The 17,953-nt window shown below is 71.1% G+C and carries 13 protein-coding genes; 9 read left to right on the plus strand and 4 right to left on the minus strand.

Going from position 1 to position 17,953, the window contains the following annotated elements; genetic code table 11:
- Nucleotides 1–62: 62 nt before the first annotated feature.
- From ACWGR4_RS42105 to ACWGR4_RS42115, 3 genes are all read left to right on the plus strand, one after another.
- Nucleotides 63–2,183 (plus strand): DNA gyrase/topoisomerase IV subunit B, encoded by a 2,121-nt coding sequence (locus ACWGR4_RS42105; RefSeq protein WP_379996031.1) that lies wholly within the window; start codon nucleotides 63–65, stop codon nucleotides 2,181–2,183.
- 406 nt (nucleotides 2,184–2,589) lie between these two features.
- The gene (locus ACWGR4_RS42110; protein ID WP_452131201.1) at nucleotides 2,590–2,970 is read left to right on the plus strand and encodes a DUF485 domain-containing protein; all 381 of its coding nucleotides are present in this window, start codon (nucleotides 2,590–2,592) and stop codon (nucleotides 2,968–2,970) included.
- Nucleotides 2,967–4,580 (plus strand): solute symporter family protein, encoded by a 1,614-nt coding sequence (locus tag ACWGR4_RS42115; protein ID WP_379996035.1) that lies wholly within the window; start codon nucleotides 2,967–2,969, stop codon nucleotides 4,578–4,580. Before ACWGR4_RS42110 ends, ACWGR4_RS42115 begins: the two co-directional genes overlap by 4 nt.
- A gap of 15 nt (nucleotides 4,581–4,595) precedes the next feature.
- On the opposite strand, the gene ACWGR4_RS42120 is transcribed toward ACWGR4_RS42115, so the two are convergent.
- Nucleotides 4,596–5,525, minus strand: a complete 930-nt coding sequence (locus ACWGR4_RS42120) for a sucrase ferredoxin (protein WP_452131200.1) — start codon at nucleotides 5,523–5,525, stop codon at nucleotides 4,596–4,598.
- A gap of 114 nt (nucleotides 5,526–5,639) precedes the next feature.
- On the opposite strand from ACWGR4_RS42120, the gene ACWGR4_RS42125 reads away from it, so the two are divergent.
- On the plus strand, nucleotides 5,640–6,113 hold the full coding sequence (locus ACWGR4_RS42125) for an HD domain-containing protein (RefSeq protein WP_379996039.1): 474 nt from the start codon (nucleotides 5,640–5,642) through the stop codon (nucleotides 6,111–6,113).
- A 111-nt stretch (nucleotides 6,114–6,224) separates the two neighbouring features.
- Here the strand turns inward: ACWGR4_RS42125 and ACWGR4_RS42130 are convergent, their stop codons facing one another.
- Nucleotides 6,225–8,693, minus strand: coding sequence for a DNA gyrase/topoisomerase IV subunit A (locus ACWGR4_RS42130; RefSeq protein ID WP_379996041.1), 2,469 nt, complete (start codon nucleotides 8,691–8,693; stop codon nucleotides 6,225–6,227).
- 251 nt (nucleotides 8,694–8,944) lie between these two features.
- Between ACWGR4_RS42130 and ACWGR4_RS42135 the strand changes: the two genes are divergently transcribed.
- The 4 genes from ACWGR4_RS42135 to ACWGR4_RS42150 all read left to right on the plus strand — a co-directional run bounded on the left by ACWGR4_RS42135 (nucleotide 8,945) and on the right by ACWGR4_RS42150 (nucleotide 14,569).
- On the plus strand, nucleotides 8,945–9,190 hold the full coding sequence (locus tag ACWGR4_RS42135; RefSeq protein ID WP_379996044.1) for a DUF2630 family protein: 246 nt from the start codon (nucleotides 8,945–8,947) through the stop codon (nucleotides 9,188–9,190).
- Between the two features lie 128 nt (nucleotides 9,191–9,318).
- Nucleotides 9,319–10,638 carry a M16 family metallopeptidase gene (locus ACWGR4_RS42140; RefSeq protein WP_452131849.1) on the plus strand — a complete coding sequence of 440 codons (1,320 nt, stop codon included), beginning with the start codon at nucleotides 9,319–9,321 and terminating at the stop codon, nucleotides 10,636–10,638.
- Nucleotides 10,635–11,999: a M16 family metallopeptidase gene (locus ACWGR4_RS42145; protein ID WP_379996048.1), complete on the plus strand. Its 1,365-nt coding sequence runs from the start codon at nucleotides 10,635–10,637 to the stop codon at nucleotides 11,997–11,999. The genes ACWGR4_RS42140 and ACWGR4_RS42145 overlap by 4 nt, the downstream gene beginning before the upstream one ends.
- Before the next feature lie 77 nt (nucleotides 12,000–12,076).
- The gene (locus tag ACWGR4_RS42150) at nucleotides 12,077–14,569 is read left to right on the plus strand and encodes an HAD-IC family P-type ATPase (protein ID WP_452131848.1); all 2,493 of its coding nucleotides are present in this window, start codon (nucleotides 12,077–12,079) and stop codon (nucleotides 14,567–14,569) included.
- Nucleotides 14,570–14,747: 178 nt separating this feature from the next.
- Here the strand turns inward: ACWGR4_RS42150 and ACWGR4_RS42155 are convergent, their stop codons facing one another.
- Complete coding sequence (locus tag ACWGR4_RS42155) at nucleotides 14,748–15,152, minus strand: hypothetical protein (protein ID WP_452131847.1); 405 nt, start codon at nucleotides 15,150–15,152, stop codon at nucleotides 14,748–14,750.
- Between the two features lie 165 nt (nucleotides 15,153–15,317).
- Here ACWGR4_RS42155 and ACWGR4_RS42160 point away from each other — a divergent pair, with 165 nt between their 5' ends.
- Nucleotides 15,318–16,022 carry a hypothetical protein gene (locus ACWGR4_RS42160; protein ID WP_379996055.1) on the plus strand — a complete coding sequence of 235 codons (705 nt, stop codon included), beginning with the start codon at nucleotides 15,318–15,320 and terminating at the stop codon, nucleotides 16,020–16,022.
- Nucleotides 16,023–16,086: 64 nt separating this feature from the next.
- Here ACWGR4_RS42160 and ACWGR4_RS42165 read toward each other — a convergent pair whose 3' ends face one another.
- Complete coding sequence (locus tag ACWGR4_RS42165) at nucleotides 16,087–17,808, minus strand: AMP-binding protein (RefSeq protein WP_452131846.1); 1,722 nt, start codon at nucleotides 17,806–17,808, stop codon at nucleotides 16,087–16,089.
- Between the last annotated feature and the right edge of the window lie 145 nt (nucleotides 17,809–17,953).

The raw sequence follows: 17,953 nt of genomic DNA on the forward strand, positions 1-17,953 counted from the left end.
CGTACGGATCGACGCGTACGCGGCGATCCGACTACTCGACTACATGCGAGGAGTTGCACCGCGTGACCGCCCAGACGACCGCGCAGTCCACCGCGCTCCTGGCGGGCGAGCCCGACCACTCGAACTACACCGCACGGCACCTCCTCGTCCTCGAGGGTCTGGACGCGGTCCGCAAGCGCCCCGGCATGTACATCGGCTCCACCGACAGTCGGGGCCTGATGCACTGTCTGTGGGAGATCATCGACAACTCGGTCGACGAGGCCCTCGGGGGCTTCGGCGACCGGATCGAGGTGCTCCTGCACGCGGACGGCTCGGTGGAGGTTCGGGACAACGGTCGCGGTATTCCCGTCGACGTGGAGCCCAAGACCGGCCTGTCCGGTGTCGAGGTCGTCATGACCAAGCTGCACGCCGGCGGCAAGTTCGGCGGCGGTTCCTACGCCGCGTCCGGCGGCCTGCACGGCGTCGGCGCATCGGTGGTCAACGCCCTGTCCGCCCGACTCGACATCGAGGTGGACCGCGGCGGGCACACCCACGCCATCTCGTTCCGCCGCGGCGTGCCCGGCGAGTTCGCCGACCTCGGTGCCGACGCTCCGTTCAGCAGTGGTAACGGACTGCGCCGGATCAAGAAGATCGCCAAGAGCAAGAGTGGGACCCGGACCCGCTACTGGGCGGACCGGCAGATCTTCCTCAAGGACGCCGCCCTCGATCTCGAACTGCTCCACGCGCGGGCCCGCCAGACCGCGTTCCTGGTGCCCGGACTGACCCTCGTTGTTCGCGACGAGCGTAATGGGGCGAATCAGGGCGAAGTAGACGAACAGGTCTTTCACTACTCCGGCGGGATCAGCGAGTTCTGCGAATACCTCGCTCCCGACCGCGCGCTTTGCGACGTGTTGCGCTTCACCGGCTCCGGCACGTTCAAGGAAACCGTGCCCGTGCTCGACGAGCAGGGACACATGGTGCCCACCGAGGTCCAGCGCGAGCTGGGCGTCGACGTGGCGCTGCGCTGGGGCACCGGCTACGACTCGACCCTGCGCTCGTTCGTGAACATCATCGCCACCCCCAAGGGCGGCACCCACGTCGCCGGGTTCGACCAGGCGCTGCGGCGCACGGTCAACGACGCGCTGCGTTCGGCCAAGCTGCTGCGCGTGGCCGAGGACGACATCACCAAGGACGACGCCACCGAGGGGCTGACCGCCGTGGTCACCGTCCGGTTGGCCGAGCCGCAGTTCGAGGGGCAGACCAAGGAGGTGCTGGGCACCTCGGCCGCCGCGCGGATCGTGCAGAACGTGGTGTCCAAGGAACTCAAGGCGTTCCTGACCTCCACCGCGCGCGACCACAAGGCGCAGGCGCGCGCCGTCCTGGAGAAGGTCGTCTCGGCGGCCCGCACCCGGATCGCCGCGCGCCAGCACAAGGAGGCCCAGCGTCGCAAAACGGCGCTGGAGACCTCGGCGCTGCCCGCCAAGCTGGCCGACTGCCGCAGCGACGACGTCGACCGCAGCGAGTTGTTCATCGTCGAGGGCGACTCCGCCCTCGGCACCGCCAAGCTCGCCCGCAACTCGGAGTTCCAGGCCCTCCTGCCGATTCGGGGCAAGATCCTGAACGTGCAGAAGGCGTCCGTCTCGGACATGCTCAAGAACGCCGAGTGCGCCGCGATCATCCAGGTGATAGGGGCCGGCTCGGGGCGCACCTTCGACATCGACCAGGCCCGCTACGGCAAGATCATCTTCATGGCCGACGCCGACGTCGACGGCTCGCACATCCGCTGTCTGCTGTTGACCCTCTTCCAGCGCTACATGCGCCCGATGGTCGAGGCCGGCCGGGTGTTCGCCGCGGTCCCGCCGCTGCACCGGATCGAGTTGTCCCGGCCGAAGAAGGGTCAGGACAAGTACGTCTACACCTACTCCGACGGTGAACTGCGGCGCACGCTGCTCGAGTTCGAGCGCAAGGGCGTGGCCTGGAAGGATCCGGTCCAGCGCTACAAGGGCCTGGGCGAGATGGACGCCGATCAGCTCGCGGAGACCACGGTCGACCCCCGACACCGCACCCTGCGCCGGATCAACCTCGGCGATCTGGAGGCGGCGGAGCGGGTGTTCGACCTGCTGATGGGCAACGAGGTCGCGCCGCGCAAGGAGTTCATCACCAACTCCGCGTCGCTGCTCGACCGGTCACGCATCGACGCCTGATCGAGGGCCCTCGGACCGGGGATCCCGGTGCGAGGACTCCCGACGCACACACGCCGGGCCCGGTGGGATTCGTCCCATCGGGCCCGGCTTTTTCATGATCGGGACATCCGGGCCAAACGGCCCGTATATCTGCGATAGAAGGACGAATGTCACTCATTGGCGTGTGACCGACCGCTCTCCCGTATCGGCGGAGCTCGACCCCTCGTTGGCCAGACGATTCCACGACGCATGGCGGCGCCAGGAGTGCGGCCGTGCCGGTGGTTCATCCGTACAGGTGAATCGCGCAGAACCTGGCCGTGCAGCCCGCGCCCGCTGCCCATGCTGAACACCAGTCCCATCGAACGCCTGTGTCGGCGCTCGGGCCGGGAGGCATCGCGCGGTTCGGCGATCGACGAGGAGAGCTACGGTGACGACCAGTTCGTACCGACCCACGCCCACCCTGGGTGTGCCGTTCGGCGACCCGGAGCCGGATCCGGGGGCGGAGATCTACCTGCGCGTGCAGGCGAGCCCCGAGTTCCAGGAGATTCGGCGCCGCTACCGCGACTTCGTCTTCCCGATGTCGCTGGCCTTCCTCGCGTGGTACCTGCTCTACGTGTTCGCGTCCACGTTCGCGCGGCACTTCATGGCGCACCGCCTCCTAGGCACGTTCAACGTCGCGCTGGCGTTCGGGCTGCTCCAGTTCGCGAGCACCTTCCTGATCACGTGGGCGTACGCGCGCAACGCCCGGGCCAAGCGCGACCGCGCGGCGCTGAACCTGCGCTGGGAGACCCAGGAGATGTTCCGATGACCGGCCCGCACCTGGCCGCCGCCGCCGGCCATCGCGGCCTGACCGGCCTGCTGTTCGTGGTTTTTGTGCTGATCACCCTCGGCATCACCGTGTGGGCCAGCCGCAACAACCGCACGGCCAACGACTTCTACGCCGGCGGGCGGGAGTTCTCCGCCGCGCAGAACGGGCTCGCGATCGCGGGCGACTACATGTCGGCGGCGTCCTTCCTGGGCATCGCCGGGTTGATCGCGCTGTTCGGCTACGACGGCTTTCTGTACTCGATCGGCTTCCTGGTCGCGTGGCTGGTCGTGCTCATGCTCGTGGCCGAACTCGTGCGCAACTGCGGCCGGTTCACCATGGCCGACGTGGTGGCGTTCCGGATGAGCCGCAAACCGGTGCGCACCGCTGCCGGCGCCGCGACGATCGTGGTCTCGATCTTCTACCTGATCGCCCAGATGGTCGGCGCGGGCACGCTGGTGGCGCTGCTGCTCGGCGACAGCGGCGGCTCGGCGCAGACCTGGACGATCGTCGGGGTCGGCGCGCTGATGGTGGTCTACGTGACCTTCGGCGGGATGAAGGGCACCACCTGGATCCAGATCGTCAAGGCGGTGTTGCTGCTCGGCGGCGCGATCTTGATGACCCTGCTGGTCCTGTGGCGTTTCCACTTCGATCTCGACGCGTTGCTGCACACCGCCGCGCACACCAGCGGCCACGGGCAGCAGTTCCTCGAGCCGGGCCTGAAGTACGGGAAGAACCTGACCAGCCGGCTGGACTTCATCAGCCTGGCCATCGCCCTGGTGCTCGGCACGGCGGGGCTGCCGCACATCCTGGTGCGGTTCTACACCGTGCCCACCGCGCGGGCCGCGCGGCACTCGGTGATGTGGGCGATCGGGCTGATCGGCACGTTCTACCTGCTCACCATCGTGCTCGGGTTCGGCGCGGCGGCGGTGCTCGGGTCGGACCGGATCCGCAAGTCGAACGCGGCGGGCAACACCGCGCTGCCGCTGCTCGCGGAGGAACTGGGCGGCGGGCCGGACACGTTCGGCGGTGTGGTGCTGCTCGCGGTGATCGCGGCGGTGGCGTTCGCGACCATCCTGGCGGTGGTGGCCGGGCTGACCCTGGCCTCCTCGGCGTCGTTCGCGCACGACCTGTACACGAACGTGATCCGCAAGGAGGCGACCGACGAGAAGAGCGAACTGCGGGCGGCGCGGTTGTCCGCGATCGTGATCGGCGGGATCGCGATCGGGCTGAGCCTGTCCGCGCAGAAGCTCAACGTCGCCTTCCTGGTCGCGCTCGCCTTCGCGGTGGCCGCCTCGGCGAATCTGCCCACGTTGCTCTACACGCTGTTCTGGCGGCGGTTCAACACCAACGGCACGGTGTGGGCGATCTACGGCGGGCTCGGCTCGGCGCTGGTGCTCGTGCTGTTCTCGCCGGTGGTCTCCGGGGGCAAGACGCCGCTGGTGACCGGTGTCGACTTCCACTGGTTCCCGCTGGAGAACCCGGGGATCGTGTCCATCCCGATCGGCTTCCTGTGCGGCTGGATCGGCACGTTGCGCTCGGACGAGGAGGCGGACGCGGCGAAGTACGCCGAGATGGAGGTGCGTTCGCTGACCGGGGCGGGCGCCTACTGAGACCGGGGCGGGCGCCTACCGACGCGCGGTCGCCGCCACCCTGGCCCGCATGCTGGTCGGGAGGCCGCCGCCCTTGCCGCAGCTCTCCGGCCGGGCCGGGGTCTCCTCGCGCGGGTTCACCACGACGGTCCAGCGGCGCCCGTCGACGTGGTGGACGAGCACGGTCCACCCGCCGTCGTCCTCGGCCCGCTCGTCGTGCACCGACAGTGCGTCGGCCCGGCGCTCGCCGCATTCCTCCCGGACCGCGAGTTCGGCGGCCTGGCCGGCGCGGGACCAGGTGGCCCGGCCCCGGCAGTGTTTCGGCGCGATCTCGCCGCGGCGTGCGGCGGTGAGCACGGCGCCGGCCGCGACGGGGTCCAGGCGGCCGTACAGGTAGCCCTGGGGCAGCACCACGGCGGTCGGGGCGAATCGGTGCCCGCCCAGGTGGGTGGCCTCCCACGCGGCCTCCGGGAAGCTCGTGGCGAGGGCGGCGGCCAGCGGGCGGCCCTCGACCGCGCAGCAGCGGTCGCGCTTGCCGTTCGTACACACCAGCATCAGCGGCTCGGCGACCGGTTCGCCCACCGAGGGCTCGACCGGTCCGGCGAGCGCGGCGAGGTCGTGGGCGAGCAACTCGGTGACGTTGCTCACGCGCAGTCGGCGCAGCCAGGTCGCGCCCGGTTCGGTCCAGGCCAGGAAGACGGTGCGCGGTGCGTCGGGCTCGGCCGGCTCCGCCTCGGCCCGCGCGCCCGTCTCGTCGGGCCTGCGGATCAGCGTCGCGCGAAAGCCCGCCCGTGCCGCGCGCGCCTCCAGTTCGCGACCCACGCCGTCGGCCAGGCCGCGGCTGTCCACCAGCGCCTTCGCCGCCCACGGCCCGGGATGCTCGATCAGCAACCATCCGCGCGTGGTGGGAGCGGTGCCGGCCATCGGCTCGGCCAGTTCGTGCGAGAGAAAGACGCAGGTTTCCACGACCGTGCACGGTACAACCGCGACGGGGGCGGCCGGCGGATCGGCCCCGCCCCGGGCGCCACGATCGGGTGATCCCGGTACGGTTGTTGCACACGGTAACGATGGGAGGCGGCCATGCCCCAGGGACGGACCGACGGGAGCCCGGCGATAGCCGGCTTCACGTTGGACGACGCGGTGGCGCTCGCCAGGGCCGCGCACGACGGTCAGTTGGACAAGGGTGGTCACCCGTACATCACGCACCCGCTGCGGGTGATGCAGCACGTCGAGGGGACCTACACGCGGATGGCGGCAGTCCTGCACGATGTGATCGAGGACACGCCGGTGGGTGCGGACGACCTGCGCGCCGCCGGCGTGCCGGAGCAGGTCGTGGTCGCGGTGATCGCGCTGTCCAAGCTGCCCGGCGAGCCGCTGGAGCGCAGCATGGCCCGCGCGGCGGCGGACCCGATCGCGTTGGTGGTCAAGCGGGCGGACATCGCGGACAACCGGTCCGAGGCCCGCCTGGGTCAGCTCGATCCGGCGACGCAGGTGAGACTGCGCAAGAAGTACACGCGCTCGATCGAACTTCTGGAGAAGTTCGCGGCGCGCTGAGCGGGCGTCCCGGCCGTGGTCGGGACGCCCCGGGACGGGAGAGGCCCCCGCGGCGAGGGACGCCGCGGGGGCCCGTTTCGTGGGAGCCGGCCCGTGGGGCGGGCTCCTCGGTCAGACCGCGCCGGGCGGGCCGCCGACCACTTCGACGTGCTTGGCCAGCGGGGTGCCCGAGCCGTCCCGACGCGGGTCCGGGGTGGGCAGCTCGACCGGCTGTCCCTTGGCGTCGGAGCCGCGCGCCGGCGCCGGGCCCGCCCAGGCCAGGCGCAGCGTGGTCTCGCCCTTGAGGAAGCGCTGACAGCGCACCCCGCCGGTGGCCCGGCCCTTGCGCGGATACTCGGCGAACGGGGTGACCTTGCAGGTGCCGTGTTCCGCGCCGAACAGTGCGTCGCCGCTGTACGCGGCCACGGTGACCACCACCGCGTCGGCGCCCGGGTCGACCGCGGTGAACGAGAGCACGGACTGCCGGTCGCCGAGCTTGATGCCGGCCATGCCGCCGGCCGGGCGGCCCTGGGGTCGGACCATGGACGCCTGGAAGCGCAGCAGCTGCGCGTCGTCGGTGATGAAGACCAGGTCCTCCTCGCCGGTGCGCAATTCGACCGCGCCGATGATCGAGTCGCCTTCGCGCAGCGCGATCACCTCCAGGTCGTCCTTGTTGGCCGGATAGTCCGGCACGACCCGCTTGACCACCCCCTGCGCGGTGCCGAGCGCGAGCCCGGGGGAGTCGGCGGAGAGCGTGGTCAGGCACACCACACGCTCTTCGGACTCCAGGGAGACGAACTCGGACAGCGGGGCACCGCCGGCCAGGTTCGGCGCGGTCGCGGTCTCCGGGAGTGCGGGCAGGTCGACCACGTTGATCCGCAGCAGTCGGCCGGTACTGGTGACCGCGCCGACCTCGCCGCGCACCGTCGCCGCGACCGAGGAGACCACCAGGTCGTGTTTGGCCCGGCCCCCCTCGGGCGGCAGCGGGCCGCCGGTGGAGGTGCGGGCCAGCAGGCCGGTCGAGGACAGCAGGACCGTGCACGGCGCGTCGGTGACCTGCAGCGGGACCGCCGCGGCGGGGACGTCGGCCGATTCGAGCAGGACCGTGCGGCGCGGCGTGCCGTACTTCTTGGACACCGCGGCCAACTCGTCGGAGACGACCTTTCGCAACAGCTTGTCGTCGTCCAGGATCTTGGTCAGCTCGGCGATCTCGGCGCGCAGCCGCTCCTGCTCGGCCTCCAGTTCGATCCGGTCGAACCGGGTGAGCCGGCGCAGCGGGGTGTCCAGGATGTAGGACGCCTGGATGTCGGACAGCGAGAAGGTCTCCATCAGGCGTTCCTTCGCCTGGGCGGAGTTGTCGCTGGAGCGGATCAGCTCGATCACGCGGTCGATGTCGATCAGCGCGACCAGCAGGCCGTCGACCAGGTGCAGACGCTCCTGGCGCTTGCGGCGGCGGAACTCGCTGCGCCGGCGGACCACCTCGAAGCGGTGGTCCACGTAGACCTGGAGCAGTTCCTTCAGACCCAGGGTGAGCGGCTGACCGTCGACCAGGGCGACGTTGTTGATGCCGAACGTCTCCTCCATCGGCGTCAGCTTGTAGAGCTGCTGGAGGATCGCCTCGGGGTTGAAGCCGTTCTTGATCTCGATGACCAGGCGCAAGCCGTGCGAGCGGTCGGTGAGGTCCTTCAGGTCGGCGATGCCCTGGACCTTCTTGGACTGCACCAGCTCCTTGATCTTGGCGATCACCCGCTCCGGGCCGACGTTGTACGGCAGTTCGGTGACCACGATGCCCTTGCGGCGCGCGGTGACCGACTCGACCGTGGCGGTCGCCCGGATCTTGAAGGTGCCGCGGCCCTTCTCGTAGGCGTCGCGGACACCGCCGAGGCCGACGATCCGACCGCCGGTGGGCAGGTCGGGGCCGGGCACGTGGCGCATCAGGTCGTCGAGGTCGGCGGTGGGGTGGCGGATCAGGTGCCGGGCGGCGGCGACCACCTCGACCAGGTTGTGCGGCGGCATGTTGGTCGCCATGCCGACCGCGATCCCGGACGCGCCGTTGACGAGCAGGTTCGGGAACGCGGCGGGCAGCACGCCCGGTTCCTGCTCCTGGCCGTCGTAGTTGGGGCCGAAGTCGACGACGTCCTCGTCGATCGAGTCGACCATCAACATCGCGGCAGTGGACAGCCGGGACTCGGTGTAGCGCATCGCGGCGGGCGGGTCGTCGCCGCCGAGGGAGCCGAAGTTCCCGTGGCCGTCGATCAGCGGCAGGCGCATCGAGAACGGCTGCGCCATGCGCACCAGGGTGTCGTAGATGGGGCCGTCACCGTGCGGGTGCAGCTTGCCCATCACCTCGCCCACGACGCGGGCGCACTTGACGTAGCCCTTGTCGGGGCGAAGGCCCATCTCGGCGGCCTGGTACAGGATGCGGCGATGTACGGGCTTGAGCCCGTCGCGGGCGTCCGGCAGTGCCCGCGAGTAGATCACCGAGTAGGCGTACTCCAGGAAGGAGCCCTGCATCTCGTCGACGACGTCGATGTCGAGGATGCGTTCCTCGAAGTCGTCGGGTGGCTGCGGACCGGAGGTTTTCGTACTACGGCGGGCCATGCGCGGCGTTGCTCCTTTGCTTCTTCGGGCCGGCGCCGGGCCGTGTCTCCCGTGTCCGCCCGAGGGCGGCGCGGCCGGGGACGGCCCGCACGGCGTGCCCATTGTGGCGCGCCGGTGCGACAAGTGAGTGCATCGACCCGGGTGACAGCGTGCTTGGGGGCCGTGCGAGGGGGGAAGGACAGCCCTTTGGCCCACGGTTGTGCCGCAGTTCCCGGCCGCCGTTCGAGCAGGAGGAAGAAAGGTTCCGCGCGATGGACGACAAGCAGATCCGCGACCGCATCACCGACATGGTCGAGCAGGAGCGTGCCTTGCGCGACCGACTTGCGCAAGGCGCGCTCACCACCGACGAGGAACACGGGCGGCTCGCCGAGGTGGAGGCCGAACTGGACCGGTGCTGGGATCTGCTGAGGCAACGTCAGGCGCTGCGCGACGCCGGCGCGGATCCGGAGACGGCCGCGGCGCGTCCCGCGCGCCAGGTCGAGGGCTACCAGCAGTAGCTCCGCGCGCCCCGCTTCGCCCGTCGCGAACAGCCCCGTGCACGGGAGTCGAACCGGTCCCGCGCGTCGTTAGGGTGAGGGTGGCCGCCGTCGCGGCGGTCACCCTCCAGGAGAGGACGGATGGGCTTATGGCAGGACCGGCGACTGCATCGTTGGGGTTCACCGCGACCACGCACACCCTCGGCAACGGGCTCCGCGTGGTGCTCTCGGAGGACCACGTCGACCCCGTGGCCGCCGTCTGCCTCTGGTACGACGTGGGTTCACGGCACGAAAGGCCCGGGCGGACCGGGCTCGCGCACCTCTTCGAGCACCTGATGTTCCAGGGTTCGGCCAACGTGCACGGCAACGAGCACTTCGAGTTCGTGCAGTCCGCGGGTGGTTCGCTCAACGGCACCACCAGCTTCGAGCGCACGAACTACTTCGAGACGATGCCCGCGCACCAGGTGGAACTCGCGCTGTGGCTGGAGGCGGACCGCATGGGCGGGCTGCTGCAGGCGCTCACCGAGGAGAGCCTGGACAACCAGCGCGACGTGGTCAAGAACGAGCGCCGGCAGCGCTACGACAACGTGCCCTACGGCACCGCGTGGGAGCGGCTCGTGGCGATGGCCTTCCCCGAGGGCCACCCGTACCACCACATGCCGATCGGCTCGATGGCCGACCTGGACGCCACCTCCCTGGAGGACTGCCGGGCCTTCTTCCGGACCTACTACGCGCCGAACAACGCGGTCCTGGCGATCGTCGGCGACGTGGACCCGGAGCAGACGCTGGCCTGGGTGGAGAAGTACTTCGGCACGATCCCCGCGCACGACGGCAAGCCGGTGCCGGCCGACGGCGCGCTGGCGCCGGTGATCGGCGCGGAACTGCGCGAGACGGTGCACGAGGAGGTCCCCTCGCCCGCCCTGATGGCCGCCTACCGGATGCCGGCCGACGGCACCCGGGGCGCCGATGCGGCCGACATCGCGCTGACCGTGCTGGGCGAGGGGGAGAGTTCGCGGCTGAACACCCGCCTGGTGCGGCACGACGAACTCGCGGTGTACGCCGGGGTCGGTCTGATGCGGCTGTCCGGGACCGCTTCGGTGGCCATGCTCGATGTCAAGGCGTCCGGTTCGGGTGCGGTGGCGGCGATCGACGCGGCGCTGGCCGAGGAGTTCACCCGGTTCGCCGAGGAGGGCCCCACCCCGGCCGAACTCGAGCGCGCGCAGGCCCAGTTGGAGCGCGCCTACCTGGACACGATGGCAACCGTCGGCGGTCGGGCCGACGAACTGTGCCGCTACGCGACGCTGTTCGGCGACGCGAACCTGGCGTTCACCGCGTTGGATCGGCTGTTGGACATCACGGCCGAGGAGGTGCGGGCGGTGGCCGCCGAGCGCCTGGTGCCGGACAACCGTGCGGTGCTCGTGTACGAACCGACCGACGACGCGGACGAGAACGAGGAGCAGGTCGCGTGACCCAGACCGGCGAGATGGTGTTCCACCCGCGCCCCGGCGCGGGAGCGGCCCGCGAGTGGACCTTCCCCGCGCCCGAGCGCTCGGTGCTCGGCAACGGCCTCGCGGTGTTGCGGGTGGACCGGCCCGGACAGAAGGTGGTGGCGGTCGAGCTGGTGCTCGACTCGCCGCTGGCCGCCGAGCCGACCGAGTGCGAGGGCGTCGCCACGATCATGGCGCGCGCGTTCACCGAGGGCACGGATCGGATGGGCGCGGAGGAGTTCGCCGCCGAACTGGAGAGCTGCGGCGCGACGATCGACACCGACGCCGACCACCCGGGCGTGCGGGTCGCGCTCGACGTGCCGGCCTCGCGCCTGGAGCGGGCCCTGGGGCTGCTTGCGGACGCGGTCCGGGCGCCGGCCTTCCCGGCGGCCGAGGTGGACCGTCTGGTGCGCCAGCGGCTGGACGAGATCGTGCACGAGATGGCCAGCCCGCCCCGGCGCGCGGCGTTCGCGCTGAACGCGACGCTGTTCGACGACGCGGTGCGGCTGTCCCGGCCGCGCGCGGGCACCGCGGAGAGCGTCGCGCGGGTGGACCGGGCGGCGGTGTGGGACTTCTTCACCGCACACGTGCGCCCGCAGACCGCCACCCTCGTGGTGGTCGGCGACTTCGCCGGCGTGGATGTCACCGGCGTGCTGGAGCGCACCATCGGCACGTGGAGCGCGTCGCCCGCCGAGCCCTCGCGGCCGGGCCCGGTGGTGGCCGACGACCACGCGCGCGTGGTGATCGTGCACCGCGCCGGCAGCGTGCAGACGCAACTGCTGGTCGGCCGGATCGGCCCGGGCCGCGAGGACGCCTCGTGGCCGGCGCTGACCATCGGCACCTACTGCCTCGGCGGCACCCTCACCTCGCGCCTGGACCGGGTGCTGCGCGAGGAGAAGGGCTACACCTACGGCGTGCGGGCGGCGAACCAGTCGCTGCCGAACGGCTCGCTGCTCGCCATCCACGGCTCGGTGGAGACCGACGTCACCGGACCGGCCGTCGCGGACCTGGTCACCGTGCTGCGCACACTCGCCGCCGAGGGCCTGACCGACGGCGAGCGGGACGCGGCCGTGCAGAGCATCGTGGGGGTCGCGCCGCTGAAGTACGTGACACCGCGCGCGGTGTGCGACTCGCTCGCCGACATGGCCGCCGAGCGGCTGCCCGACGGCTATCTGCCCGAGCTCTACCTGAAGCTGGCCGACGTGGCCACCAAGGACGCCGCCGAGGCGGCCACGCGCGGCTTCGATCCCGCGCGCCTGGTGGCGGTGCTCGTCGGTGACGCGGACAAGATCCGCGAGCCCCTGGAAGCCCTCGATCTGGGACCGGTCACGGTCGTCGAATAGGGCGCCGCGGCGGTGGGCGGATCACAACGGTCGGCCCACCGCCAACCGGGATCACCCCGGGCACTTACGGTAGACCCATGACTCAGCCGTTGCCGGGCGCCGGGCCCGGAGAGACGACAGCCATCCCGCCGGTCGACAGACCCGACGGGAAAGAAAGCGAACCGAACGTGCGCCTCGGTGTCGGACTGACCACCGCGGACGTCGCGGAACGGGTCGCGCGAGGCGACGTCAACGACGTCCCCGTGCGGTCGAGCCGATCCACCACCGAGATCGTCAAGGCGAACGTCTTCACCCGGTTCAACGCCGTCATCGGCGTGCTCTGGCTGATCATCCTGTCCGTCGGGTCGGTCAAGGACGGTCTGTTCGGCTTCGTGATCATCGCCAACACCGGGATCGGCATCATCCAGGAGATGCGCGCCAAGCGCACCCTGGACCGCCTCGCGGTGATCGGCGAGTCGAAGCCGGTGGTGCGCCGTGACGGACGGGCCATTGCGCTGTCCCCGTCCGAACTGGTGCTCGACGACGTGATCGAGCTGGGTGCGGGCGACAAGGCCGCCGTGGACGGTGTCGTGGTCGAGGCCGACAACCTCGAGATCGACGAGTCGCTGCTCACGGGCGAGGCCGACCCGGTGATCAAGCGCCCGGGCGACCCGGTGATGTCCGGCAGCTTCGTGGTGGCCGGCAACGGCGCGTTCACCGCGACCCGGGTGGGTCGCGAGGCGTACGCCGCGCAGCTGATGGAGGAGGCCAGCAAGTTCACGCTGGTGGCGTCCGAGCTGCGCAACGGGATCAGCACGATCCTCAAGTACGTCACCTGGATCCTCTTCCCGGCCTCGATCGCGCTGATCATCAGCCAGTACCGGCTGGAGGACACCACCTGGCGCGAGGCGGTGACCCGGATGATCGCGGGCATCGTGCCGATGGTGCCCGAGGGCCTGGTGCTGCTCACCTCGCTGGCCTTCGCGGTCGGCGTGGTGCGCCTGGGTCGCAAGCAGTGCCTGGTCCAGGAGTTGCCCGCGATCGAGGGCCTGGCCCGGGTCGACGTGGTGTGCCTGGACAAGACCGGCACGCTGACCGAGGGCGGGATGAACGTCGCCGAGGTCCGCGAGCTGGCCGAGGGCCTGCCGGTGCGCTCCGCGCTCGGCGCGCTCGGCACCACCGAGCCCCGGCCGAACGCGAGCCTGGCCGCGATCATCGACGAATGCCCGGCCGAGCAGGGCTGGACCTCGGTGGAGAGCGTGCCGTTCTCCTCGGCGCGCAAGTACAGCGGGGCGACCCTCGAGGTGGCCGGCGCCCGTGCCACGTGGCTGATCGGCGCCCCCGAGGTGCTGGTGACCACGCAGGCGCACGGCGACCTGCTGGGCGAGGCCGAGCGGCTCGGCGCGCAGGGCCTGCGGGTGCTGCTGCTCGTGCGTACCGACGCCTCCCTCGCGGACACGGTCGACGCGCTGGTCGGCGGCCCCGACGGGGCCGATGTCGTGCCCGCGGCGCTGGTCGTGCTGGAGCAGCGGTTGCGGCACGACGCGGGCGCGACGCTGGACTACTTCGCCGACCAGGGGGTGGCCGCCAAGGTCATCTCCGGGGACAATGCGATCTCGGTCGGCGCGGTGGCCGCCAAGCTCGGCATCAAGGGCGCCGACCACCCGGTGGACGCCCGGACGTTGCCCACCGACCAGAACGAACTGGCCGACGTGCTGGAGGCCAACACGGTCTTCGGCCGGGTCACCCCGCAGCAGAAGCGGGACATGGTCGCCGCCCTCCAGTCGCGCGGCCACAACGTGGCGATGACCGGCGACGGCGTCAACGACGTGCTCGCGCTCAAGGACGCCGACATCGGCGTGTCGATGGGCTCGGGCAGCGAGGCCACCAAGGGCGTCGCGCAGATCGTGCTCCTCGACAACAGCTTCGCCACGCTGCCGTCGGTGGTCGGCGAGGGCCGGCGGGTGATCGGGAACATCGAGCGGGTCTCGAACCTGTTCCTGACCAAGACCGCCTACTCGGTGCTGCTGGCCATCCTGGTGGTCATCGCCAACGTGCCGTATCCGTTCCTGCCGCGGCACCTGACGCTGCTCGCCTGGTTCACCATCGGCACGCCGGCGTTCTTCCTGGCGCTGGCGCCGAACAAGGAGCGGGCCCGGGCGGGTTTCGTCAAGCGGGTGTTGCGCTACTCCGGACCGTCCGGCGTGATCGCGGGTACCGCGACGTTCACCGCGTATCTGCTGGCGCGTTCGCACTACGGGGCGACGGATGCCACGCGTACGGCGGAGACCTCGATTGCGACGCTGACGCTGTTCCTGGTCGGCCTGTGGGTGTTGGCGATCATCGCGCGGCCGTACACGTGGTGGCGGATAGCGCTGGTTCTGGTGATGGGCGCGGGATTCGCCTTGGTGCTGACGGTGCCGTGGTTGCAGCGGTTCTTCGAACTCAAGCTGGTCGGTACGCAGATGCCGTGGACGGCGGTCGGGTTGGCGGTCGTCGCGGGGCTGCTGCTCGAGGTGGTCGCGTTCTGGAACAAGCGCCGTCTGGCTCTGGAGGTCGCGGCGGCGGGAGGACCCTCCGCCTCCGCGTGATGGCGTGACGGCCCTGAGCGCCGCCCTGGTCGCCCGGCGACCTGGGGCGGCGCTGTTTGTTGGGCACTTCGTGCCGGCTCGCGAGGGGCGCCCCGGGCGTGCGTGCTGACGCGCCATGGGGGCGCTCCGCGCGGGGCGGGGGAGGGGCAGGGCGCGGTGGGTGGTTCGGGGGTGTGCTTCAGGGGTTGCGGCGTTCGGTGAGTGCCAGGGTGGCGCCGAGCAGGGCCGAGCCGGCGGCCAGGGTTGCGATGACGGCGCGGTGGCCTCGGGGGAGGGTCTTGGCGTGTCCTGCGGTGATCAGGACGTCGCCCAGGTCGGCGGCGGCGGCCATCAGGGCCCATAGGCGGATCGGTTCGCCGCGTGCTGCCGTGACCATGGTTCCGAGGCCGAGGGCCAGGTCGCGGCCGCCCAGGGCGCGGGCGAATACCAGCGCTCCGACGCGGTCCGCGTCGTCGCCGATCCAGGGGCGGGCCACCCGGGGCGGGTCGAGCAGCGCGACCACCCCCAGTGCCGTACGGGCACCACCCCAAGCCAGCGCCGCCGCGCGCCCGAACCGGTCGAAGTCACCTGCGGTAATCGTCACATCCGGCACGGTATCGCTCCCACGGCACTTCAGCGGCGGGCCATTTCCTGCATTAGCCTCACCCTGCCGAACACACGCACCGGCAACATCGAGCGAGCGGCGCCGGCGTGACGTCCCGTCACGCGTCCACGGGGGTGGAAGACGGCGCCGGGTCGCCACACGGGGATGGAGAACCAGTTGTACCTGCGTAAGCCTGCCCTCTCGGGACTGCTCGTCGCCGCGTCCGTCATCGCTCTGTCGAGCGGCTGCGGTCTGGCCGACAAGGTCAAGGGTGACGACGACAAGAAGAAGGATCCGGCCACGGCCGCGCCCCAAGCGGGCGGCAGCACGGGGAACACGACCGGAGGCGCGACCGGCGCCCCCGCCACGGCACCCGGCGGGGGCAAGGGCACCGCGCCGGCGACGGCGCCCGGCACCACCAAGCCCGGCGGGACCGGCAACCTCGACCCCAAGGCGTTCTGCGAACTGCTCACGCCCGCCGAGCTCAAGGGCGTGCTGAACACCGAGGTCACCCGCACCAAGAACGACGACACGCTGCGCACCTGCCGCTACTACGGGCCCGGCGACTCCGGCCTGGTGACCCTGCAGTACTTCCTGCGCAGCAGCAAGGGCGCCGACACGCCGGAGAGCGTGGTGGCCAAGAACGAGGTGTCGAAGTACGGCAAGCCGATCACCGACCTCGGCGCGTTCCCCACGCTGTACGTGCCGGGCACCGGCAGCTACCCGGCGCCCAGTGTCCCCGAGGTCTACTTCGCCAAGACGCACGGCGACGTGATCGTCGACATGCACGTCAGTCTGTCACCCGCCGCGAAGGATCTGCCGCGCGCGCAGCACATCGCGATCGCGAAGATCATCGCCGACAAGATCTGAGCCGCCGCTCGGGGGCCGGGCTCGGCTCGGCCCCCGCGCGATCCCGGTCGTTCGTACCCCGGGGTCAGCTGCCCTTGAGCTCGGGGAAGTCCTCCTCGAACCATTCCAGGGTGCCGCGCGAGGCCAGATCCTCGTCGTGCAACTCGCGCTCGCGACCCCGTAGTTCGACCCGGCGGATTTTGCCGGAGATGGTCTTGGGCAACTCCGCGAACTCGATCCGGCGCACCCGCTTGTACGGCGAGAGCGCCGCGCGCGCGTGCCGCAGGATCGACAGCGCCGTCTCCCGGGTGGGCTCGTGCCCCGGGGCGAGCACCACGTACGCCTTGGGCACCGCGAGCCGGACCGGATCGGGCGAGGGCACCACGGCGGCCTCGGCCACCGCGTCGTGCTCGATCAGTACGCTCTCCAACTCGAACGGCGAGATCCGGTAGTCGGATGCCTTGAACACGTCGTCGGAGCGGCCGACATAGGTGATGTAGCCGTCCGCGTCCCGGGTGCCGACGTCGCCCGTGTGGTAGAAACCGTCGCGCATCGACTCGGCGGTGCGCTCCGGGTCGTCGAGGTAGCCCGTCATCAGACCCAGCGGGCGCGCGGCCAGTTCGAGGCAGATCTCGCCCTCGGCGCCGGTGTCGGTGACCACTTCGCCGGAGATCGGGTCGACCAGCGCCACCGTGTATCCGGGCAGCGGGCGGCCCATCGACCCCGGACGGACCTCCTGCCCGGGCGCGTTGCCGATCTGCGCGGTGGTCTCGGTCTGCCCGAAGCCGTCGCGGATGGTCAACCCCCAGGCGGCCCGCACCTGTTCGATCACCTCGGGGTTCAGCGGCTCGCCCGCGCCGATCACCTCGCGCAGTGAGGTGCGCCACGCGCCCAGGTCCTCCTGGACCAGCATCCGCCACACGGTCGGCGGCGCACAGAACGAGGTCGCCCCGCAGCGCACCATGGTGTCCAGCAACGGGCGGGCGGCGAACCGCTCCTGACGCACGATCAGGATCGTGGCGCCGGCGTTCCAGGGGGCGAAGAAGTTGCTCCACGCATGCTTGGCCCAGCCGGGCGAGGAGATGTTCAGGTGCACGTCGCCGGGCCGCAGGCCGATCCAGTACATGGTGGACAGGTGCCCGATCGGATAGCTCGCCTGGGTGTGCCCGACCAGCTTGGGCTGCGCGGTGGTGCCGGAGGTGAAGTAGAGCAGCAGCGGATCGCTCGCGGCGGTCGGCCCGTCGGGTGCGAACGGGGCGTCGGACTCCCGCGCGTCGTCGAACGACAGCCAGCCCTCGGTCGGCTCGCCCACCACGATCCGGGTCCACTCGCCCGGCACCTCGGCGAAGCCCGCCGTCACCGCCGACTCGGCGATCACGTGCGCGACGCCGCCCCGGGTGACCCGGTCGGTCAGGTCGGCCGGCGCCAGCATCGTGGTGGCCGGGATGATCACCGCGCCGAGCTTCATCGCGGCCAGCATCGCCTCCCACAACTCGACCCGGTTGCCCAGCACGAGCAGGATCCGGTCGCCGCGCCGCACCCCGCGCGCCCGCAACCACCCGGCGACCCGGTCGGAACGCCGGGACAACTCGGCGAAGGAGACCTTGGTGTCGGTGCCGTCCTCGGCCACGATCCACAGCGCGGTGGTGTCGTTGTCGCGCGCGATCGCGTCGAACCAGTCGAGCGCCCAGTTGAATTCGGTGGGTTCGGGGCGCGGGAAGTCCCGGCACGCGGTGGGCTGATCCTCGCGGTGTTCGAGCAGGAAGTCGCGCGCAGCGCGAAACGCCTCGGTCGCACCCGTCGTCATCGCCGAATTCCTCCGTCTGTCGTGTGGTCTCGCTGTACCGCAACACGGGCTCGCCCGTGCAGAAACGCACCCTCGCATCACCCGTTCGAGCGGTCAACGACCGAGACCGGGCCATACGCGTTGACCGTCCGGCGCGGGGCGGCCA

This window comes from Embleya sp. NPDC055664, from assembly GCF_053618075.1.